The sequence below is a fragment of the Bhargavaea beijingensis genome (assembly GCF_900101985.1).
Taxonomy (GTDB): domain Bacteria; phylum Bacillota; class Bacilli; order Bacillales_A; family Planococcaceae; genus Bhargavaea; species Bhargavaea beijingensis.
The window spans coordinates 13,356-33,833 of sequence record NZ_FNAR01000011.1 but is presented as its reverse complement, the minus strand read 5'-3'; the positions used below and the strand labels follow the sequence as shown (position 1 = coordinate 33,833).

At 55.0% G+C, this 20,478-nt stretch carries 24 protein-coding genes; 11 read left to right on the top strand and 13 right to left on the bottom strand.

All coding sequences use genetic code 11. The features are described from left to right. Positions 1-40: 40 nt before the first annotated feature. Together speB and speE are read right to left on the bottom strand one after the other, a co-directional pair. Complete coding sequence (speB, locus tag BLT01_RS09385; RefSeq protein ID WP_092097424.1) at positions 41-913, bottom strand: agmatinase; 873 nt, start codon at positions 911-913, stop codon at positions 41-43. Beyond that, positions 910-1,752 carry a polyamine aminopropyltransferase gene (speE, locus tag BLT01_RS09380; protein ID WP_092097423.1) on the bottom strand — a complete coding sequence of 281 codons (843 nt, stop codon included), beginning with the start codon at positions 1,750-1,752 and terminating at the stop codon, positions 910-912. Before speE ends, speB begins: the two co-directional genes overlap by 4 nt. A 213-nt stretch (positions 1,753-1,965) precedes the next feature. On the opposite strand from speE, the gene BLT01_RS09375 reads away from it, so the two are divergent. Further along, positions 1,966-4,029, top strand: coding sequence for a transglycosylase domain-containing protein (locus BLT01_RS09375; protein WP_092097422.1), 2,064 nt, complete (start codon positions 1,966-1,968; stop codon positions 4,027-4,029). Between the two features lie 251 nt (positions 4,030-4,280). Here the strand turns inward: BLT01_RS09375 and BLT01_RS09370 are convergent, their stop codons facing one another. From BLT01_RS09370 to BLT01_RS09360, 3 genes are read right to left on the bottom strand one after another with little or no spacing between them, the layout of a single operon-like run. Further along, positions 4,281-4,799 carry a YwhD family protein gene (locus tag BLT01_RS09370; protein WP_092097421.1) on the bottom strand — a complete coding sequence of 173 codons (519 nt, stop codon included), beginning with the start codon at positions 4,797-4,799 and terminating at the stop codon, positions 4,281-4,283. A 58-nt stretch (positions 4,800-4,857) separates the two neighbouring features. Continuing rightward, on the bottom strand, positions 4,858-5,364 hold the full coding sequence (locus BLT01_RS09365) for a YwgA family protein (RefSeq protein WP_092097420.1): 507 nt from the start codon (positions 5,362-5,364) through the stop codon (positions 4,858-4,860). Between the two features lie 18 nt (positions 5,365-5,382). After that, the gene (locus BLT01_RS09360; protein ID WP_092097485.1) at positions 5,383-6,681 is read right to left on the bottom strand and encodes an HD domain-containing protein; all 1,299 of its coding nucleotides are present in this window, start codon (positions 6,679-6,681) and stop codon (positions 5,383-5,385) included. Positions 6,682-6,891: 210 nt separating this feature from the next. Between BLT01_RS09360 and BLT01_RS09355 the strand changes: the two genes are divergently transcribed. After that, complete coding sequence (locus tag BLT01_RS09355) at positions 6,892-7,524, top strand: RsfA family transcriptional regulator (protein ID WP_092097419.1); 633 nt, start codon at positions 6,892-6,894, stop codon at positions 7,522-7,524. Positions 7,525-7,618: 94 nt separating this feature from the next. Here the strand turns inward: BLT01_RS09355 and BLT01_RS09350 are convergent, their stop codons facing one another. Continuing rightward, positions 7,619-8,461, bottom strand: coding sequence for a lipoate--protein ligase family protein (locus tag BLT01_RS09350; protein WP_092097418.1), 843 nt, complete (start codon positions 8,459-8,461; stop codon positions 7,619-7,621). 209 nt (positions 8,462-8,670) lie between these two features. Between BLT01_RS09350 and hemQ the strand changes: the two genes are divergently transcribed. Further along, the gene (gene hemQ, locus BLT01_RS09345) at positions 8,671-9,423 is read left to right on the top strand and encodes a hydrogen peroxide-dependent heme synthase (protein ID WP_092097417.1); all 753 of its coding nucleotides are present in this window, start codon (positions 8,671-8,673) and stop codon (positions 9,421-9,423) included. A gap of 127 nt (positions 9,424-9,550) precedes the next feature. Here the strand turns inward: hemQ and BLT01_RS09340 are convergent, their stop codons facing one another. Beyond that, positions 9,551-10,408: a hypothetical protein gene (locus BLT01_RS09340; RefSeq protein ID WP_092097416.1), complete on the bottom strand. Its 858-nt coding sequence runs from the start codon at positions 10,406-10,408 to the stop codon at positions 9,551-9,553. A gap of 84 nt (positions 10,409-10,492) precedes the next feature. Between BLT01_RS09340 and BLT01_RS09335 the strand changes: the two genes are divergently transcribed. Together BLT01_RS09335 and gerQ are read left to right on the top strand one after the other, a co-directional pair. Next, positions 10,493-10,912 (top strand): cell wall hydrolase, encoded by a 420-nt coding sequence (locus tag BLT01_RS09335; protein ID WP_092097415.1) that lies wholly within the window; start codon positions 10,493-10,495, stop codon positions 10,910-10,912. Between the two features lie 21 nt (positions 10,913-10,933). After that, the gene (gerQ, locus tag BLT01_RS09330) at positions 10,934-11,305 is read left to right on the top strand and encodes a spore coat protein GerQ (protein WP_245696908.1); all 372 of its coding nucleotides are present in this window, start codon (positions 10,934-10,936) and stop codon (positions 11,303-11,305) included. Positions 11,306-11,413: 108 nt separating this feature from the next. Here gerQ and BLT01_RS09325 read toward each other — a convergent pair whose 3' ends face one another. The 4 genes from BLT01_RS09325 to BLT01_RS09310 all read right to left on the bottom strand — a co-directional run bounded on the left by BLT01_RS09325 (position 11,414) and on the right by BLT01_RS09310 (position 13,566). Next, complete coding sequence (locus tag BLT01_RS09325; protein WP_092097414.1) at positions 11,414-11,791, bottom strand: DUF423 domain-containing protein; 378 nt, start codon at positions 11,789-11,791, stop codon at positions 11,414-11,416. Positions 11,792-11,812: 21 nt separating this feature from the next. Then, positions 11,813-12,076, bottom strand: coding sequence for a YwdI family protein (locus BLT01_RS09320; protein WP_092097413.1), 264 nt, complete (start codon positions 12,074-12,076; stop codon positions 11,813-11,815). Positions 12,077-12,156: 80 nt separating this feature from the next. Then, positions 12,157-12,840 carry a uracil-DNA glycosylase gene (locus BLT01_RS09315; protein ID WP_092097412.1) on the bottom strand — a complete coding sequence of 228 codons (684 nt, stop codon included), beginning with the start codon at positions 12,838-12,840 and terminating at the stop codon, positions 12,157-12,159. 6 nt (positions 12,841-12,846) lie between these two features. Further along, a complete protein-coding gene (locus tag BLT01_RS09310) occupies positions 12,847-13,566 on the bottom strand; it encodes a DUF4230 domain-containing protein (RefSeq protein ID WP_092097411.1) in 720 nt (239 codons plus the stop codon). 206 nt (positions 13,567-13,772) lie between these two features. Here BLT01_RS09310 and thiD point away from each other — a divergent pair, with 206 nt between their 5' ends. The 4 genes from thiD to BLT01_RS09290 all read left to right on the top strand — a co-directional run bounded on the left by thiD (position 13,773) and on the right by BLT01_RS09290 (position 17,338). Then, on the top strand, positions 13,773-14,606 hold the full coding sequence (thiD, locus tag BLT01_RS09305) for a bifunctional hydroxymethylpyrimidine kinase/phosphomethylpyrimidine kinase (RefSeq protein WP_092097410.1): 834 nt from the start codon (positions 13,773-13,775) through the stop codon (positions 14,604-14,606). Positions 14,607-14,750: 144 nt separating this feature from the next. Then, the gene (locus BLT01_RS09300) at positions 14,751-15,101 is read left to right on the top strand and encodes a YojF family protein (protein WP_092097409.1); all 351 of its coding nucleotides are present in this window, start codon (positions 14,751-14,753) and stop codon (positions 15,099-15,101) included. Between the two features lie 13 nt (positions 15,102-15,114). Next, positions 15,115-15,816 carry a bacillithiol biosynthesis deacetylase BshB2 gene (gene bshB2 / locus BLT01_RS09295; protein WP_092097408.1) on the top strand — a complete coding sequence of 234 codons (702 nt, stop codon included), beginning with the start codon at positions 15,115-15,117 and terminating at the stop codon, positions 15,814-15,816. 163 nt (positions 15,817-15,979) lie between these two features. Then, entirely contained in the window at positions 15,980-17,338 is a 1,359-nt protein-coding gene (locus BLT01_RS09290) for a YjiH family protein (protein WP_092097407.1), read from the top strand. A gap of 69 nt (positions 17,339-17,407) precedes the next feature. On the opposite strand, the gene BLT01_RS09285 is transcribed toward BLT01_RS09290, so the two are convergent. Together BLT01_RS09285 and BLT01_RS09280 are read right to left on the bottom strand one after the other, a co-directional pair. Beyond that, on the bottom strand, positions 17,408-18,286 hold the full coding sequence (locus BLT01_RS09285; RefSeq protein WP_092097406.1) for a GNAT family N-acetyltransferase: 879 nt from the start codon (positions 18,284-18,286) through the stop codon (positions 17,408-17,410). Between the two features lie 174 nt (positions 18,287-18,460). Beyond that, entirely contained in the window at positions 18,461-19,411 is a 951-nt protein-coding gene (locus BLT01_RS09280) for an L-threonine 3-dehydrogenase (protein WP_092097405.1), read from the bottom strand. 184 nt (positions 19,412-19,595) lie between these two features. Between BLT01_RS09280 and BLT01_RS09275 the strand changes: the two genes are divergently transcribed. Both BLT01_RS09275 and BLT01_RS15220 read left to right on the top strand, forming a co-directional pair. Continuing rightward, entirely contained in the window at positions 19,596-20,243 is a 648-nt protein-coding gene (locus BLT01_RS09275) for a hypothetical protein (protein WP_092097404.1), read from the top strand. Between the two features lie 24 nt (positions 20,244-20,267). Continuing rightward, positions 20,268-20,426, top strand: a complete 159-nt coding sequence (locus BLT01_RS15220) for a hypothetical protein (protein WP_176765104.1) — start codon at positions 20,268-20,270, stop codon at positions 20,424-20,426. The last annotated feature ends 52 nt before the right edge of the window (positions 20,427-20,478 follow it).

Below are 20,478 nucleotides of genomic sequence, written 5' to 3'. Positions count from 1 at the left end.
AAAGTGATGCGCCGTTTTCCTCCGCGCATCACCTTTTCCTTTACTTTACAAAGCCGAGCAGCATTTCCCTGAACAGCTTGCTTGCAGTATGGACCGTCTGCTCGGATGGATCATAGACGGGCGCGACTTCGACCAGGTCAAAACCGGCGACCCGGACACCGGAACGTGCGATTTCATGGATTGAATCAAGAAGCTCGCGTGCCGTGATGCCGCCGCAGTCGACCGTGCCCGTGCCCGGTGCATGGGCGGGGTCCAGAACATCAATGTCGATCGTGACATAGACGGGGCGGCCGGCAAGCGCCGGCAACACTTCCCTGAGCGGCTCCAGAACATCGAATTTCGAGATGTGCATGCCGTTTTCGCGCGCCCATTCAAACTCCTCTTTCATACCGGAACGGATTCCGAACGAATAGATGTTGTGGGGGCCGATCAGATCGGCAATCTTTCGGATCGGTGTCGAGTGGGAGTGTTCCTCCCCCTCGTACTCGCTCCGCAGATCGGTATGGGCATCGATATGGATAATGGCGAGATCCTTATGCACGGCCGCCACTTCCTTCATGACCGGCAGCGACACGAGGTGCTCGCCGCCCATCCCCGCCGGTATCTTCCCATCAGACAAGAGCTGGCGGACGAACCCGGCGATCAGGTCAAGGGATTTACCGGCATTGCCGAATGGAAGCGGGATGTCTCCCGCATCATAAAATCGGAGGTCATCGAGTTCGCGGTCCAGGTAGGGGCTGTACTCCTCCAGCCCGACCGATGCTTCGCGGATGCGAGCAGGACCGAACCGGGAGCCCGGGCGCCAACTGACCGTCCAGTCCATCGGCATGCCATAGATCACCGCATCCGCTTCATCGTAGCTGAGGCCGCTCTTGATGAATACATTGCCGGAGTAGGTTTCGTCGAACTTCATTCACCTTCACCTTCTGCCAGGTCACGGACGAACTTTGGCAGCACGAAGGATGCCCTGTGCAGTTCGCTCGTGTAGTACTTCGTGTCGATGTCATGGAACCGCTCTTCCTTCACTTCAAGCGGGTCGTGCTTTTTCGAGCCGAGCGTGAAGCACCAGAGCCCGCTCGGGTACGTCGGGATGTTGGCCGTATACAGACGGGTGACCGGGAAGATTTCCCGGACGTCCTTTTGTACCTGGCGGATCAGATCCGCCTTGAACCATGGGTTATCGCTTTGGGCGACAAACAGACCGTCCTCTTTTAGTGCCTTTGAGATGCCTGCATAGAAGCCTTTCGTAAATAGGTTGACTGCAGGGCCGACGGGCTCGGTTGAGTCCACCAGGATGACATCATATTCGTTTTCGGACTCGGCAATATGCATAAATCCGTCCCCGATACGGACCTCCACTCGAGGGTCCTCGAGCTTGCCCGCAATTGACGGCAGGTACTGTTTGGAGTACTCGATCACCTGCCCGTCGATGTCGACAAGCACCGCCTGTTCGACTTGCGGATGCTTGAGCACCTCGCGGATCACACCGCCGTCGCCGCCTCCGACGACCAGCACCTTTTTCGGATCGGGGTGTGTGAACAGCGGAACGTGTGCGACCATCTCGTGGTAGACGAATTCATCACGCTCCGATGTCATCACCATGCCGTCGAGAAACAGCATGTTCCCCCATTCTTCCGTTTCCGCCATTTCAAGCAGCTGGAACTCCGTTTGTTCAACATGCAGTGTCTGCTTGATCTTCATCGTGATTCCAAAGTTGTCCGTCTGTTTTTCCGTATACCATAACCCTGCCATGGGCTGCATTCCTCCTTCATTAAAGGGAAACGTCCCGCACTGCCTATATTCCCGGCCTCCACGAAACTAAGCTTCATTATACGGCCACCGGTCTCCGTTGCAACTGTTTTTTTATGCGAGCGGACAAATCGGGACTTCCCTAAAAAATCCTCCGGATGAAATGCGGTCTGTCTGTGCATACTTGCGGAAAAGCGTAAGAAAGGCGGGAATGCGGTGAAACGGGCACATATCAAAAAGCAGCGGAAGCGGCGGACACTCATGAAGCGGCTGTTGCTTCTTTCCCTGAGCTTCGGCGTAGCCGGGCTGGTCATGTACGGGGCGCTTCTCATCTATATCCATTCGGCCGGTCCCCCTTCCCTGGAAGTGCCGAATGCGACCGTCTTCCTCGACCGAAACGGCGACCCGATCGGTGACCGGCATTCAGGCGAACGCCGTTACTGGGCTTCTCTTGACGATATGTCCCCGTTTCTTGCCGAGGCGTTCGTCGCCGTCGAAGACAAGGACTTTTACAAACACAAGGGGTTCGACTATTCCCGGATTGCAGCGGCCGTGATGAAAGACGTCAAATCATTCCGCAAAGCGGAAGGCGCGAGCACGATCACCCAGCAGTATGCACGCAACCTGTTCCTGACCCATCAAAAAACTTGGACACGGAAGGTCAACGAGGCGGTCTATGCGAGAAGGATCGAAACGTTTTACGACAAGGACACCATTCTCGAAGGCTATCTGAACACCGTTTACTTCGGCCATGGCATGTACGGTGCCGAGGCGGCAAGCAAGTTTTTCTTTGGCAAGGAAGCTGAAGACCTGACACTTGCCGAAGCGACATTGCTCGCAGCTGTACCGAAGGGGCCGTCCGTCTACTCCCCGGTGAATAACCCCGAAGCTGCGGCGGAGCGACAGGAAATCATCCTGAATGCGATGGTGCGCGACGGATACGTGACACGTGAGCAGGCGGATCACGCCCTGAACCAGCGGATTGCACTGAAGCATGATCAGTGGGACGAGGGAGAAAAGGTCGCCCCGTACTTTCTGGACGAGGTGTGGCGGGAGGCTGAAAACCGCCTGGAAGAAGCGGGACGGAACATCGCGGAAGGAGGTTGGACAATCCGTACGACGCTCGACCCATTCCATCAGAAAACTGCGGAAGCCGCGGCCGAAAAGTGGATGCCTGATAACAGCCTCCAGTTCGGATTTGTCACGATGGAACCGGAAAGCGGACAGGTCACTTCGCTGATCGGCGGGCGCGATTATGCCGCCAGCCCTTTTAACCGGGTCACCCAGGCAGAGCGCCAGTCCGGTTCCGCGATGAAACCGGTGCTGTACGCTGCAGCGCTCGAACAGGGATTCACGCCGCTCACCTTCCTGAAGAGCGAGCCGACTGTCTTCACCTTCGACGACGGCCGCCAGGAGTATGAGCCCCGGAACGTCAACGGCAAGTTTGCCGAACGGCCGATCTCGCTCGCCCAGGCACTTGCCATTTCCGATAATATCTTTGCCGTCAAAACGCTCGAGGAAATCGGCTACAAGCCGTTCAAGGATATGGCCGCCCGTCTCGGCATCACCGGCAACTTCGTCGATGCCCCGGCCACCGCCCTCGGTACAACCGAGGTCACCCTTTACGAAATGACCGGGGCATACAACCGGATTGCATCCGGTGGGCGGCGGGTTGTCCCGACAACCATCCAGTCGATCACCGATGCCTCCGGCGAAATCGTCTACCAGAGCGATGAGGAAGAAAAAGAGCAGCGGGAAGTGATGGATCCGGCAGATGCCTTTGTCCTGACACAGATGATGACCGGCATGTTCGACCCGGTCTTCAGCGACTATACTCCGGCGACGGGCCTGTCGATGCGGGCGAGCCAGACACGCCCGTATGCGGCAAAGTCCGGCACGACGCTTTCCGACCAGTATCTGATCGGCTTCTCCACGACGCTGACCGCAGGAATCTGGGCCGGATTCGACGAAGGGAACCGCCTCACCGAAAACAGCGACAAAATGGCCGCCAAGAAGGTGTGGATCGAGTTCATGGAAGACGCACATGCCGGCCTTCCGCCGGAACCGTTCGTCCAGCCGGAAGGTGTCACAGGCGTCATCGTCGATGTCGAAACCGGCGGCCTTGCCGTCGAAGGCTGCGGCAAACAGCGCATGATCTACGTCAAAGAACGGAATGTGCCGCGGAAACTCTGCACAGATCCGGCGCTCCGGCAAGATCGCTCTTCCGACACAAAAGACGGCGGACCGATCCGGCTGTTCCCGTTCTCGTTTTTCGACTGACTACTTGGATTCAAGTGAGACGTGAACATCCTGCAATCAGACATTGGCATACCATATTCAAACACCAAAAAAGCCCGCCCCGCCTCCATTTCCGGAGGCGGGGCGGGCTCTGTGCGCCGTTAGCTAGACGCCGCACTGTCCTAGCTTGTATTCAGCAAGCGTTGCTTTAAGTTTACTCCCTTTTCGCGAGCGCTTCAACCGGCTGCAACCGCGCCGGGCAAAACTGTCAAAGATCGTTCATAATTGCCTGCTCATCCGATGACGCCGAGCGCCTCCTGGAGTTGGTGGCTCCGCTCCCACAATTCCGGATTCTGCTCCTGCAGAAATTCCGCAAGTACTTTTTTCGAGCGGTCGTCCATCTTGTCGACGATGACATGCCGCTTCAGTGCTTTATCCAAGAGGTTCACATGCTCGGGCAGGTTTTTGTAGCCGCGCCGTTTTTCTCGGTTGACGACCATTTCTGCCGCCGTGACACCGGCATAGTAAGGTCCGTCTTCCTTATAATCGATAGCGACCCATACGAGCCAGTACGGCTTGCCGCCTTCGGAATCCTTGCGGTCCGGGGTGAATTTGACACCACGCTCCGTCTTGCTCCGGGCATGCAGCGCACCGATTTCCACCTGCGCAAGTTCCTCTTCCACATCGATCATGACGGGTGACACGTTTTCCAGTGAGATTGAACCGATGCCGAACCCCTTATGACCGGCGGTCGGGTTATCGCGGATAATCGTGAACTCCATCTTTTGCTTTGGTTTTTCTCCGTTGGCCATGATCACACCCCCTTCCCTGCATTATAGCCAATCCGCCCCCGCTGTTAAAAGAGGAGGCTTACTGGAGGATACAGGCGGAAAGTTCCCCGATGAAGGCAAAAGCCTCATCCATCTCCGCATCCGTATAATTCAGCTTGTTCTTGACGATATGTACTTTTTCAATCTGCTCTTTCCGCGGCAGATAATCGAAATACAAAAGCGTGGAGACCAGTTCCAGGAAACGGGAACTCTTTTCACTCATCCTGGTGATGCACTCGCCCAGAGTGTCCGGGACTTCAACCGCATCACCGATAAAATCCCTGCCTTCCCCGGTAACCCGGTAGCTGTATTGAACGTAGGAACCCTTGTCTTCGCATGTTTCAGCGAGAAAGCCCATTTCGCACAGTTCCTCGATGCGGAGCGTCAACTCTTCAGAGTAGGGGCCGTAAATATGGAGTTCGTATTTTTCCTGGAAAGGGAAGTCCATCTTTTTGGCGATGTAAATCATCTTCTGCAACTTCTTCCGCCCTGTCACCCCATCAGCCAGTGAAATGAACTGAACAAGCTTTGCATGTTCCTGAAGCATCAAAATGCCCTCCCTATTCTATGTGTTCAAGATGCTTAGGATTTGTTGCCTGAGCACTTTTTTCTTCTTCCCTTCCTTGAGCATGTCCTCAGGGAAGTAGAGTTTATGGTCCGTCCGCCTCTTACCGGAAATGGCATCGACGATATCGGACTCGCGGGACAGCTCCCGCAGTTCGCCGTCCCGCATCAGCAGATGGATCGGGAGCCGTTCCTCTTCCTCGCCCGGCCTGTAAAAATCGTACGGAAGGTCCGACGAGGAATCGACGACGAGATAATATTCCGGGTCGATCCCGGCTTTCCGGAACAATACATCGAGTTCGCCGAGCTTCCGGTATTCTTTGGCCGGGTTGAAATCGATGTATTGGAAAAGACGCCGGTTCACGAACCGGTCGCACAGATCGGACAGGATTTCATCGTCCTCCCGGATCCAAGTTTCGAAATAAGTCATGAGAATGTATTCATCCAAAGCAATATAATCAGCAAGGTCATACGTCTTATCGAAAAACGACTTGAAGTGGACGGGCTCCTGTTTGAACGTATACCCTTCTTCGCTCAAAACTTTCGCCCTCTGCAAAATTTTCACGAGAATCACTTCCGCCGAGCGGGACACGGGGTGGAAATACACCTGCCAGTACATCTGATAGCGGCTCATAATGTAGTCCTCCACCGCATGCATGCCGCTCTGCTTGATGACAGCCTGGTCCTCGGCCGGGCGCATGACGCGAAGAATCCGCTCCATGTCGAAATGGCCGTAGCTGACCCCCGTGAAGTAGGCATCCCTCTGAAGATAATCCATCCGGTCAGCGTCGATCTGGCTGGAGATCAGGCTGACGACCAGCTTGTCCGGATAGGTCTTCCCGATGACATCTGCGACTTTTTGAGGGAAGTCCTCGGCGACTCGCCGGAGGACCTCATTCACCCCGGTGTTCCCGAGAAGAATCTTCTGGGTGAACAGCTCATGATCCAGGTCGAACACCTTCTCGAAGGCATGGGAAAACGGTCCGTGCCCAAGGTCATGGAGCAATGCCGCGCACAGCGTGACGAGACGCTCGGAATCATTCCACTGCGGCCGTCCGCTGAAGCTGTCGTCGATCATTCGCCGGACAATTTCATAGACGCCGAGCGAATGATTAAACCGGCTGTGCTCCGCACCGTGGAACACCAGATAAGTCGTGCCAAGCTGATGGATGCGGCGGAGCCGCTGGAATTCCCTGGTGGCGATCAGGTCCCAGATCACCTGGTCCCTCACATGAATGTACCGGTGAACCGGGTCTTTGAACACTTTTTCTTCGCTTAATTTTTGTAAGCCATAGTCCATCATCTGGCACCTCCCGGAAACAGTGGGTCCTTCCAGTATACCCTGTTCGGCACTTGTTTGGAACGGTCGCCGGTCGCCTTCTCCTCCTAAAATCAAATCCGAAAAGATGCGCATTCTCCGACATTTCCAAATGGAACGGTATAAAACGCAGTGCCGCGGTGCAAACTGACACCAGGCAAACATTCTATGAAGATGGCAGGAGGTACACAAATGGTGAAAGTCAGACAGGATGCCTGGGTAGAAGAAAACGACCGGCTGCTCGCGGAAACGGTGCTGCGGCATGTACGCGAAGGAAGCACTCAGCTCAACGCATTCGAGGAAGCCGGCGATGCGATGAACCGGACGGCAGCGGCCTGCGGATTCAGATGGAACGCGGTCGTCAGGAAAGAATACGAAAAAGAGCTTGCCGATGCGAAAAAGGAACGCAAGGCTAATCTGAAGGCAATGGGCAAAGATTTCCGCCGCAAAAACTCCGGACTCTATGTCGTGCCCGACGGAGCGGAGGGCGAAGGACGGGCCGCAATCCGGCTTTCGAATCTTTCTCTTGATGTGGTGATCGCTTACCTGATGCGACTTCAGCATACGAATCTCGCGGATCAGGAGACGATGAAGTGGAAGCATACCGCTGAAGCGGCCGAGCGCCGGGTGGGCGAGCTCGAAAACGAAGTCGCACGGCTTGCCAGGGAAAACGACGAGATCCGCGATGACTATGAGCAGTTTGTACAGATCATGAACCGTGCACGCAAACTGGTTGCGTTTGAAGAAGACGAAAACTCATCAGCCGTTTTCCGGATGGAACAGAACGGAAATCTCGTGAATAACGATGAACAGCAGGCCCACTGAAGCGAAACACACGCAAATAGAAACGGCAAGGACCCCATCGCCTCTCAAGCAGGCGGCTGAGTCCTTGCCGTTTGTTCGGTTGTTGTTTCCGGATTCAGATGCCATCGAGCAGCTTGGCATTCCGTTCGACGACCCGTCTCAGATAACTTGCGTACAAGCCGGTTTCCTCCCCTTCAAGAAGGCTGTCACGGACGTTACCCGACAGCGCATGAAGCAATCGGCGGACACGGCTGTTCAGTTCCGTGACGGTAATCGGCTCTCCAAGCAGTTCGGTAAGGGATGCCATCACTTCCGGCCGGATAGCCGGGTATTCGAACTTTGTTTTTTCGCCCTTTAGTCCGGCCTCATACATCTCACCGATGAGCCGGGCGCGCTCAGATCCGCTCCCTTCCACGCAGAGATAAATCTGGACGGCGATGCCGCCCCGGAGCCTGCGCTGGGAAATGCCGGCGAATTTTCTGCCGCCGATGCTCAGATCGTACGATCCCGGGCAATAGGAACCGGAAATCTCATAAGCCTCGATCCGTTCCGCCGCTTCGGGCAGCAGCAGGCGGACAAACTCGAGCATCACCTCATAGCCGGCCGGTATGTCGATCGCCCGGCCTTTCTCGGACAGCACGACTGTGATATTCAGGATGCCATCATCGAGGACGACGGCAAGCCCGCCTGAATTCCGGACAATCGGGCGCCAGCCGTTTAGCCGGAGCAGTTCCGTTGCGTCCCCTATATACGGCAGACGGTGATCCTGGATGCCAAGGACGATGGTCCGGTCATGCACCCATGTGCGAACGGCCGGCAGGCTTTTTTGCTGGCCGACAACGTGGCAGAGCGTATCGTCCATGGCGAATGATTCCAATGCTGAACGGCCGAGACCGCTCACCGCCTGGTCAATGAAACGCCAGGCCGGCTGCCGGAGAAGAGTAAGCGTTTGATCCATAACAATGTCTCCCATATATCTGATCCGTCCGCCCGGAGCAAGCCGGACGCGGTACGTTTTTTCATTCCAGAGACAAGCATACACAAAATGAGGCCAAACGGAAAACCGGGGACTATTTCACAAAACAGTGACAAGGGGGGCTTGCGGGCGGACCATGCTTGCCTTCTATGATAGACTGAAGCCATATGATCCCAAAGGAGTGTTTCCACATGAACGAAGCTGCAATCACATTGGATGGCTGGTATGTCCTCCACGACTTCCGCTCGATGGACTGGACATCATGGAAAGCCCTTCCTGCAGAAAAACGGAAAGCAGCAACCGATGAATTCATCGCTTTCCTCGACAAGCTCCAGAAAGCCGATGACGAAAAAACAGGTAGCCATGCCTTCTATACGGTGGTCGGCCAGAAGGCGGACTTCATGCTCATGACCCTCCGCCCGACGATGGATGAACTTCAGCAACTGGAGGCAGAGTTCAACAAACTCGCCATTGCGGACTACACGATACCGGCGTATTCCTATGTATCTGTGGTCGAACTGTCCAACTACCTGGCGAAGGATTCAGACGAAGATCCATACCAGAACCCGTATGTCCGCGGACGCCTTTACCCGGAACTTCCCCGCTCGCAGTATGTGTGCTTCTACCCGATGGACAAAAAGCGCGAAGGCGAAGACAACTGGTACATGCTTGACATGGACCGCCGCCGCGAACTGATGAGGAGCCACGGACTGATCGGCCGCAGCTACGCGGGCAAGGTCAAGCAGATCATCTCCGGTTCCGTCGGTTTCGACGACTATGAGTGGGGCGTCACGCTCTTCTCCGACGACGTGCTGCAGTTCAAGAAGCTCGTCTATGAAATGCGCTTTGACGAAGTCAGCGCGCGTTACGGTGTCTTTGGCTCGTTCTTCGTAGGAACGATTCTTCAAGGCAGCGACCGCGTATCGTTCTTTAATGTACAGTAACGGAGATTGACAAGTCCGGCGGCCAATTGGGCTGCCGGGCTTTTATTATTTGATTGGAAAAGGGGTGGGATGGCGGAAATCCATACCAGACCGCTGAAACAACACCATTGCCTGCCCTGCCAGTTGATCAGCGTTTCACATAATCCATGAATTCCTCTGCAAGCGTCATCGCGTCCCAATCGGTAAGTGCCGCGTCCATCCCGCGGAGTTCCGCCCGGTGTTCGATGAAGTCGTCGGCGATGTAGTAGCCAAGACGCGGAGTGCCGTGCCTCGTGCCGCCGGAAAGGCGAAACCACTTTTTGTCCTTCTCTTCGTTCCAGCCGGTATCCATGTCTTCCGCGAACGCTTCATGAAGCTTCTTTTTGTTTGCCATGTAGATACCGAAACCATCCTCGCCAAGCGACCCGAACGAGATATAGGCCGGACGCCCCCTGCCCGGCACCGCCAGTTTGGACAGGTAAAGGGCGCCCCCTTCCGACAACAGCGTGACGAGCGGATGGCTCCAGTCAACTTCGCGCCACCAGGTTTCCCCCGAAATTTCCGCACTGATGCGGCGGTGGACGACATGGCCCATTTCGTGAGCGGCAACCAGGCGCAAATCATCCGGTTCGGGAGACAGCATTTCAAGTGCGTAGAACACCTCGTCTTTGTTCGCACCTGCCACGAATGCGCTCGGCCCAAAGGCGCCGACAAACAGATGATGGTCGTTGTCCGCGTCGATTCCGGTCAGGCCGCGGTAAAGATCGCGTACGTTTCCTATCTCCTCCGGAAGCCGCTGGCCGGCACGCGAAATGTCTTCCTCCTTGACCGGATATTGCTCGATTGCCCGGATCAGCCGCTCATCCGTCTTCGGGCAGTAATCCGGAAAGTATACATCGAAAATTTCAGGGTATCGCCCGAAGTAATCCAGCAGCCCCTCTTTCGTCTTTAGTTCCCCTCTGTCCAGCCGTTCCATGAACTCATAGACCGTATTGTTGATCGCCAATGGAAATCTCCTCCCGTCCAAATCTGCATATATGGAATGTACCCCCCTCCCCTCTCATATAGTCATTATCGAGGGGGTCAGACGATGGCGGTTGTACCGGCAACTGAAAAAGAAGTGCAGTTGCTGGCGAGACTGATGCGCGCCGAAGCTGAAGGGGAAGGGAATCTCGGAATGCTCATGGTCGGCAACGTCGGCGTCAACCGGGTCCGCGGCGACTGTCTGGATTTCGGGGATATCCGGACCATTCAGCAAATGGTCTTCCAGCGGCCAGGCGGTTTTGAGGCGACAACAAAAGGTTACTTCTATCAGCGCGCCCGCCCAGAGGACATCAGCCTGGCCCGCCGGGTCATCAACGGAGAACGGTTTCACCCGGCGACCCGCTCGCTCTGGTTTTTCATGCCGGAGGGAGCGTGTCCCGCACAATGGTGGGACCAATGGAACACAGGCCGCTACAAGTCGCACTGCTTCTATTCGCCTTCTGAAAGTGATTGTCCGTCATTATGAGTGAGAGAAAGGTGGAACCGCATGGTCCAATATTACTGGAATCCGAATTACCGGCCGATGCCGATGCAGCCGGCCCAGCAGCCTCAGCAACAGATCGTCCCGCCAATGGTGACACTGCCGACAGCCGGGCGCCCTCCCCAAAGAGAAGAATCCTACATTGAGAATATCCTGCGCCTGAACCGGGGACAGCCAGGCACATTCCATTTCTCGTTCGAACACGGGGACCGGCAGACGACTTCAAAGATAGTACGCGGTTTTGTCGAGGCGGCAGGACGGGATCACGTCATTTTGCGGGAAGCGCGAACCGATCACCGTTTCCTGTTCCCGATGATTTACTTTGACTACGCTGAATTCGACGAAGAGCTCAACTACTTCGACCAGGCACCGAGATAATGGGAAAGAGCCATCCGGCGCGGATGGCTCTTTTCACTGTTCTGCACGATTTCCCCAAAAGCGTGAAGCCGGCCGCCATACGGAGAGGCGGCCGGCTTTCATCATTTCTCAGACATGTTTGACGGCTGCGAGAATCACCATGATCCAGCCGGCCATAAAGGCGACGCCGCCAATTGGCGTGATGGCACCGAGGACGCCGATCTGGGTCAGGGCGAGCACGTAAAGGCTTCCGGAGAAAAGAAGGATTCCCGCCAGCATGAGCCATCCCGCCCAGTTCAACTGGGAGGCAGCCCCCAGAAGGGCCCGGCTCTGCAGGATGCCGATCAGGATCAGGCCGATTGCGTGGTACATCTGGTACTTGGCCGCCGTCTCCCAGATGGCAATGTAATGATCCGAAACCTTGCCCTCGAGTCCGTGCGCGCCGAATGCGCCCATTCCGACCGAAATCAGTGCGTTTACCGCACCCGCTATCAAAAAGAACTTCACTTTGCTTCCCTACTTTCGGCGTTAAAAGTCAAAGATGGAGTCACCGTTGGCTCCGTCCTCTTCCCGCTTTTGTACGGCAGGAGGAACGGCATGCGGAGCTGCAGGCGCAGATAGAGGCATCGGCTCCACTTCCGGTATCCGGTTTTGTGGCCGACTGCCGAGCGCCGCTTCTGACAACGCGCGGATAGCGGCAAGCGACTCCCGCTTCGTGGCCGTGTCACCGGCGTTTTTGGCTGTCCGCAGATGGCGCTCCATCTCTTCGAGGATCCGTTCAATCGGAATCATCCGATCCCCTCCATTCCGTTAAAAGTGTATCATATCCGTTACTGCAATCTGCTTTTGGAACCGTACAATCCCGTGACAATTCACCGCGAGATTGTACGGCACCAGTCAATCTCTTCTTCGCCCCATTTCCTCAGGCAGGCATTTGCGCGGCTGAACGGCCGGCTGCCAAAAAAACCGCGCTTTGCACTCAGGGGGCTCGGATGGGGAGATTCGATAATGGCATGACGCTCCGTATCAATCAGTTTTTTCTTTTCCTGCGCGGGGCGGCCCCAGAGGATGAACACAATCGGTGCCTCTCGCCCGGAAAGCTTACGGATTACTTCATCGGTCAGTATTTCCCACCCTTTGCCGCGATGTGAATGCGCCTCTCCGGAGCGAACCGTGAGCACGGTGTTCAGCAGCATGACGCCCTGATCGGCCCAACCGGTGAGCGTCCCGTCGTCGGGGGCATCGCAGCCGATGTCCTCCTGCAGTTCCTTGAATACATTGCGCAGGCTCGGCGGTTTCCGGATGCCCTTTTTCACGGAGAAACTGAGCCCGTGCGCCTGTCCCGGCCCATGGTACGGATCCTGGCCCAGGATGACCACTCTGACCGACTCATACGGCGTCAGCTCGAATGCCGTCCAGATGTCGTTCATCGGGGGATAAATCTCTCTTCCGGCATATTCCTTTTTCAGATACTCTCGCAATTCCAGATAATAAGGCTTGGAAAACTCGTCGCCGATCACGTCCTGCCAGCTGTTGTCCAATAGCTCCTTCGCCATCCCGCATCACTCCTTGAACTTGACCTGTACGTTATAACCCGAGAACGAAAACATCTCCCTCAGGGTCTTTTCTGCATTTTTTTGTGCCGTTGCAAGGACTCCTTGTTCGGTCGCTTCTTTAATGATCATTTTCTGGGCATCTTCGGCAAGCTCATACCCTTCGCGGATGTCCGGCCGGTCGCGGAACAGCCCTTCCTGCGAATACACTTCCACTTCATCGAAGCGGATTTCAGGCTCACCAAGAAATGCGGGCTCCGGTACGGTCAAGGTGACCGTCTTGGCTTCCTCATCAATAACTATGTCGTCTTCCGTGACCATTCCGAAATCAATTCCCGCCTTGACAGACCCTGGAATGACCACTAGAAGATGGCGCTTCGTCCCCGGAATGTCGAGACCGATGCTCTGGCCGAACAGCTCGTTGTCCGTACGTTCGACAATCACTTTCGTAAAAGCCTCTGCGGTTGCCAGTTCACTCAGTTCCTGCACACTTTGGACGACGGCTCCCTTTTGTTCGGTGAATGTGCTGCCTCCCGTCAGCATACGCAGTGCAACCAGAGGGAGGATGACCGCAAGCAGGAGAAGAGGGACGGCAATCCACAAAAATCCCTTTGTTGCACGGCCACGCCTTATTTTGCCGCGTATTCCGGCCGGTGCGTCCCAAGTATCATCCACCGTTACCGCGCTTTCTTCTTCGGCGCGGCCCTTTTTAACATTGCGTCCAGTCATATCCAACTCCCTTCTCCCGCAAACCGGGGTGAATCTATTATTCTTCTACCATACCCGATGTCATCCGATTCACGCACGTCTGGTTGGGCGATCAGCTGGTATGTAACATCCAATTCTCTATGGAGAAATGAATTTTTCGTAAAAGCGTCTTTTAATTTGTTACAATGAGAACATCAAACGAACTACCCAAAAAGGAGCCCTGACACATGACACTCAAAAAGACACTCACCATCGCAGGATCCGATACGTCGGGCGGCGCCGGCATCCAAGCTGACCTAAAAACATTCCAGGAGCACGGAACATACGGCATGACCGCGCTCACCGTCGTAGCGACGATGGACCCGGACAACTACTGGAGCCACGGCGTCTATACACTTCCGATCGATGTCCTGAAAGCCCAGCTCAAGACGGCGCTTTCCGTCGGGATCGATGCGGTAAAGACCGGCATGCTGAGCACAGAAGATGTAATCCGCACAGCCGGAGAGGGAATCCGGGAATCCGGCACCCATCATGTGGTCATCGACCCGGTCATGGTATGCAAGGGCGAAGACGAGGTCCTGAACCCTGGCACGGTCGGTGCGATGGTCGAATACCTTCTTCCGCTCGCGGAAGTCGTCACGCCGAACCTGTTTGAAGCCGGCCAGCTTTCCGGCTTCGGCAGGCTGACGACCATCGATGACCTGAAGAAAGCCGCAGAGAAAATCCACGAACTCGGAGCAAAACACGTCGTTATCAAAGGCGGCAAGCAGCTCCAGCATGACAAAGCGGCCGACCTTTACTATGACGGTTCCAAGTTCCTTCTTCTGGAATCTGAAAAACAGGACACGCTATACACACACGGGGCCGGCTGCACATTTGCCGCTGCCATCACCGCCAACCTCGCGAATGGTCTCGGCGTAGAGGAATCCGTCGTCGAGGCGAAAAAATTCGTCGCTGCAGCGATCGCCCACGGTTGGAAGTTGAACAAGTACGTCGGCCCGGTCCTGCACGGCGCGAAAAATGAACACGGCCCGGCGGAAGTCACCGTAACTGAAATCTGATGCAAGCCAGACGGCCGGGATTCCCGGCCGTTTTTGATGGGATCGGCAAGAAATCATCCAACCGCAGCGGAGCGCCCCTTTCGCATTCCCGGCTGATGTTCTTTATACTGAATACGATATAGGTAACTGGAGGAGGCCTGAAACATGGAAAAAGTGAATCCCGAACACCTTCAGCGCCTCATCGATTCGTTCGCCGGCAAGGAGCTCTACATCCACTTGGAGACGACGAACGGTTCGTATGCGGCCCATTTCAACGAAGGATTCTTCAACGCCGGCGCCTTCATCCGAAATGCCCAGATCCGCTTTGAACTGGGCAAAGTCGTCGGCGAAGCTCCGCACCGCGTGGGGCTGAAACTGCCTTATGGCTGGGTGTACGCACAAGGCATCACCCATTATGAACTTGATGAGCACGGACGCTTGCTCATGGCCGGTCTCGACGGCGAAGGCAAACTCGCCGTTGCGCTCCAATTGAGCGAGACGCCATTCGCATACTAAGGAGGGAAACGATATGGCTGTTACGATTGAAAAAGAACGCAGTGTCCTCGTCGTCTTCCCTCATCCGGACGACGAGGCCTTCGGTACTTCCGGGACGCTCTCCAAATATGTGGATATGGGCGTGCCGGTCACATACGCCTGCCTGACACTGGGCGAAATGGGACGCAATCTGGGCATCCCGCCGTTTGCCACTAGAGAAACGCTTCCCGAAATCCGCAAGAAAGAACTTCAGGCTGCCGCGGACGCAATCGGCATCAACGATCTGCGCATGATGGGCTTCCGCGACAAGACAGTCGAATTCGAGGACGATGAAAAGATGGTCCAGCTGATCAGCGGTTTGATCGACGAGCTGGATCCGTCACTGGTCATCTCGTTTTATCCGGGATACTCGGTTCATCCGGACCATGAAGCGACCGCACGCGCGGTTGTCAGGGCAGTGCGCAGGCTGCCGGAAGAAAAACGGCCGAAGATGTACCTTGTCGCTTTCTCGAATGATACGGAAGAAAATCTCGGCATGCCTGACATCGAACACGATGTCACGGATATGCTGGACAGAAAGATTAAAACACTGAAGGCCCACTCCTCCCAGACCGCTTGGATGATGCGGGATCTCGAGCCGGCCCTTGCCGCCGGCAACGGGGAAGCCCTTGAGCGCTTCGCGAAGGAACGCTATTATTACTATCGCTGGCAAGAGGATTTTGAAAATTCCTTTTGACGGCGCCCCCCCTCCCTGCTATTGTTGGGAGGGGTATTTTTTGTGCCGGAATTGGCTGAATTCACTTTCATTTGCAAGGGGATTTACTTATTCACTAAGGTGAATTAATATGTAAAAAAGTGAAAATCAAAACCGGTAAAAATAATATTGGGGGATAATAAAAATGCAAAAGAAAAGTGCATCGACGTGGACTTGGTTCTTGATTCCGTCGATTATCGGGGTCTTCCTGTTCATGGTTCCGATCAAATATGAAGGAGATTGGATTGTGCCGATCGCCATTCTCGCCAACTGGCTGGCTGGCATCGTCACACCGATCATCATGTGGGTGGCGGTCGCCATCCTCGTCATCGCCGCTCTCGGCTCGGTCATCATGCTGTTTGGACCTAAAAAGGAACCCGATAAACGGGGATTCTGGCATAACCTGTTTGGCGTGTCTCTGTTCTGGACAGTGGTCAGGATGATCGGGGCCGTATTCGCAATCATGACTGCCTTCAGGCTCGGACCGGAGGCTATCTGGAGTGAGAACACCGGCGGACTTCTCCTCGATCCGGCAGAAGGACTTGTCACCTTCCTTTTCACGATTTTCGTTTTTGCCGGGCTGCTGTTGCCTCTTCTCATGAACTTTGGGCTGTTGGAGTTTTTCGGCACGATGATGGTCAAGATCATGCGCCCTCTCTTTAAACTGCCGGGCCGTTCATCGATCGATGCGCTTGCTTCCTGGGTAGGCGACGGCACGATCGGCGTCCTTCTCACTGACAAGCAGTACCAGGAAGGCCACTATACGAAAAAAGAATCCGCAATCATCGCCACGACGTTCTCCGTCGTATCGATCACGTTTTCCATCGTCATTATTGATACAGTCGGTTTGGCGAAATACTTCCTGCCGTTCTACGGTACCGTTATCGTAACCGGACTCGCCTTAGCATTGATTATGCCGCGCATTTATCCGCTGTCCCGAAAAAAGCAGGAGTATGTGGATGGACGTGCGTTTACAGGCGAAGAGGAAAAAGTGCCGGCAGGTTACAATTCGTTTTCCCACGGCCTTGAAAATGCCTTGACGAAGGCCCATGCCAACCGCAACATCGGCAAAATGTTCAAAGACGGTCTAAAAAACGTGCTGGATATGTGGGTCGGCGTCATTCCCGTTGTAATGGCCTTCGGGACAGTCGCACTCATTCTCGCCGAGTACACAAGTTTCTTCCAGATCATCGGGAAACCGTTCGAGCCTTACCTGGCACTTCTCCAGATTCCTGAAGCGGCCGAGGCGGCGCCGCTCATGATCGTCGGTTTTGCGGATATGTTCCTGCCATCGATTCTCGCTGCGGGCACGGTCGCATCCGAAATCACGCTGTTTACAGTGGCGGTCATCTCGGTCGTCCAGCTGATCTACATGTCGGAAGTCGGCGGACTGATTCTCGGTTCCAAGATTCCGGTCAACTTCTTTGAGCTGTTTGTGATTTTCCTGCTCCGGACGATCATCGCCCTGCCGATTGTTTCGTTGATCGCCCATATGCTGTTTTAAATATAAAAACCGCCCTTCCCTTGGAAACGGCGGTTTTTATGTTCAGATTTCCCGATATGTCCGTACCGCTCAGTCCAGGTCAAGCCGGTAGGCGTTCATCCGATGAATCCGCTCAAATCCGGCTGCTTCATACAGCCCCACGGCGGCTCCATTTTCCTCCCCGACCGTAAGCCGCACTTCGCGGATTGGCTCATGGCGGAACAATTCGCCGAGCCCTGCCTGAAGAAGGGCAGTGGCAAGGCCCTGACGGCGGTACGCCTCCCCGACCGCGAGAAACCCGATGCTCCCCTCTCCGTGGATCGGGTCCGCCTCGGTGTAGACATATCCCTTTACACCTGCTTCCCCGTCAGGAATGACAAAGAGCCTGTGGTTGTCGTCCAAAAGCTCGAGGATTTCATCAGCAGATAAGTAAGTTCCCGGAAAAGCACGGGCATGCATAGCGCGGAATTCTTTTTCGTGCGGTTCCTCAGCCGGAATCGCCTGTGAGTTCCCGGGGTTCACCGCTCCCGCCTGTACCCGCAAAATCAGGTGCCGTCCTGTATGGATTGCGCCGATGGATTCGACCATAGACGATACGTCCGTGTTTTCCTCATTCACGAAGAACCGGAAGGTTCGGACGCCTTCCAGGGCTGCGATCGTCTCGCTCCACATGGACATGGCCACTTTCTTGAATGGCAAATCTTCACTGACAAAAGGCCCCCACACTTCAGCGGCTCCTTCATCGCTATCGATGTCGAAGCCGACCGCGCCCACGATCCGCCCTTCGTTTTCTGCCACAAAAAAGGATTGTTCAAACCCTGAATCAGAAAAGCCGTGCTCCAGCGCATGCCGGATCTCCTTTTCATCCGTACCGCAAAAACCGATATGATTGGTCCGATGGATGTTCAGTGCAGCAACAAACTTTGCCGCTTCCCCTTCATCGCTTGCCGGCCTCACCCGGATTCCCATCTTGCCGCCCCCTTTCCCCTACTGTACACATTGTGGGCAAGGCATTCATCTCCCAATCAAAAAACGGGAGGACGTTTTCCGTCACTCCCGCCCACTCAAGGCCAAGTCATTTGGAATTTGCTTAACACTCAGAAGCTGCTTCTTAACACTCAGCCCAGTTTTCTTGACACCCGGTTATTTCCCCAGCTTTTCCCGAAGTTTTTCGAGCATATCCGCTGTCATTTTATCAAGGTCGTATTTGGCCTGGAAGCCCCATTCCGCAATTGCGGCGGATGGATCAATGGAATCCGGCCAGCTCTCGGCGATTGCCTGGCGTACCGGGTCAACGTCGTAATTAAGCTGGAAATCCGGAATATGCGTTCGGATCGCCTTTTCGAAATCGGACGGCTCTACGCTCATCGCGGTCACATTGAACGCGTTGCGGTGGGTCAGTTTCGACGGGTCCGCTTCCATCAGGTCAACAATGGCCTGCAGCGCATCCGGCATGTACATCATGTCCATGTAGGTGCCTTCTGCGATGAACGAGGCATACTTTCCTTCCTCTATCGCTTTGTAATAGATATCGACGGCATAGTCGGTCGTTCCGCCGCCCGGAGGTGTCACATACGAGATGAGCCCCGGGAACCGGACGCCCCGGGTATCCACACCGAACTTCTCGAAGTAATAGTCGCAGAGCAGTTCCCCGGACACTTTGTTGACCCCGTACATGGTGGTGGGGCGCTGGATCGTGTCTTGCGGTGTGTTTTTCTTCGGCGTGCTCGGGCCGAATGCGCCGATCGAGCTCGGGGTAAAGAACTGGAGATCCAGTTCGCGTGCGGTCTCAAGCGCGTTGACAAGTCCGCCCATATTCAGGTTCCAGGCGAACAGCGGATTTTTCTCGGCCGTCGCGGACAGGAGTGCGGCCATGTGGATGATCGTGTCGGCCCCGAATGATTTGGCGAGCTCGTGCATGCGTTTGCCGTCGGTAACGTCCAGTTGCTCGAAGGGCCCGTCAAGCGCCGGTCCCGATTCCGGCACCCGGATATCCGTTGCGAGAACCTGATCCGTGCCGTATAGCCCCCTCAGTTTACCCGTCAATTCCGAGCCGATCTGTCCCAGCGCCCCGGTCACCATGATTTTCTTCATCTCCGTCACTCCCATTCGTCCATTTGTATTTTTGAAACGGACATTTTATTCAAATAAATCACTGATTTCACTGCATTTCAATGTTCACTATTATAATTTGTATTCACAGTAAGTACAACACCGGATTGCTTTTCCCGAAAGGTCAGTATTGATATAATAGTGAAAAAACAGAGGAAGTGCCTTTTTGATTGCTGTCATACAATTTCTGATGCTGCTCACCATCTTGGTATTGGCGGCTCTGCTGCTGATATGGCTTGGAGCACCGTTCTGGCTGACGGTGCTCGTGCTCGCCGCCATGTACTTGACACTGACCACCGTGCCAACGCTGATGCTATCGTATAAGTCCAAAAATTTACAGGCGATCGACCGGTTCTTGTTAAGGAATTCCCGTAAGCCGATCTATCAATACGCCTATTCTGTGGCTCATGGAACCGATGAAGAAATCCGGTCATCGCTCAAAGAGATCATGATTCGGTACAAGCAGCCGGACATCCACCATGTGTACGGTGCTTTGTATGCTGTGACCGAAAAAGACGGGGACGGTGTTTTGTCTCATGCGGAGAAGATCGGCAGCGGGCCGATGCAGTCGTATTATGATGCTTACGGACACGCCCTTAACGGGGAGTATGAACGGGCGGAAGAAGCCCTCTCCCAAATCCCTGAAGACCATGAATGGATGAAGCACGCCATCCGGGCAATTGTGGCACATCGCAAAGGTGATCGCGATACGTTCCGCAAAGAAGCAGCTGCCGCGAAGGCTCACGCAGGCGGCATCCAGTATTATCTTCTGCACCATAACTTCAGAAAGATGGAGGCATCGGCTTCTCCATAAAAAACATACAGGAGGATGATTGCCATGTTGCTTGCCGAGAACACAGCCGTCGAATTAAAGGACGGCCGCCGCGGGCTGATTGTAGACGTTCGGGACAACGGGGAATCCATCCAGTATGACGTTGAAATGGGAGACGGAGAAATTGTCACTGTCTTTGCCGAAGAAGTGAACCGGCCGATCTGAGCCGGATACGGAAAAACCGCCAGGACAACTGCTGATGCCGATGTCCTGGCGG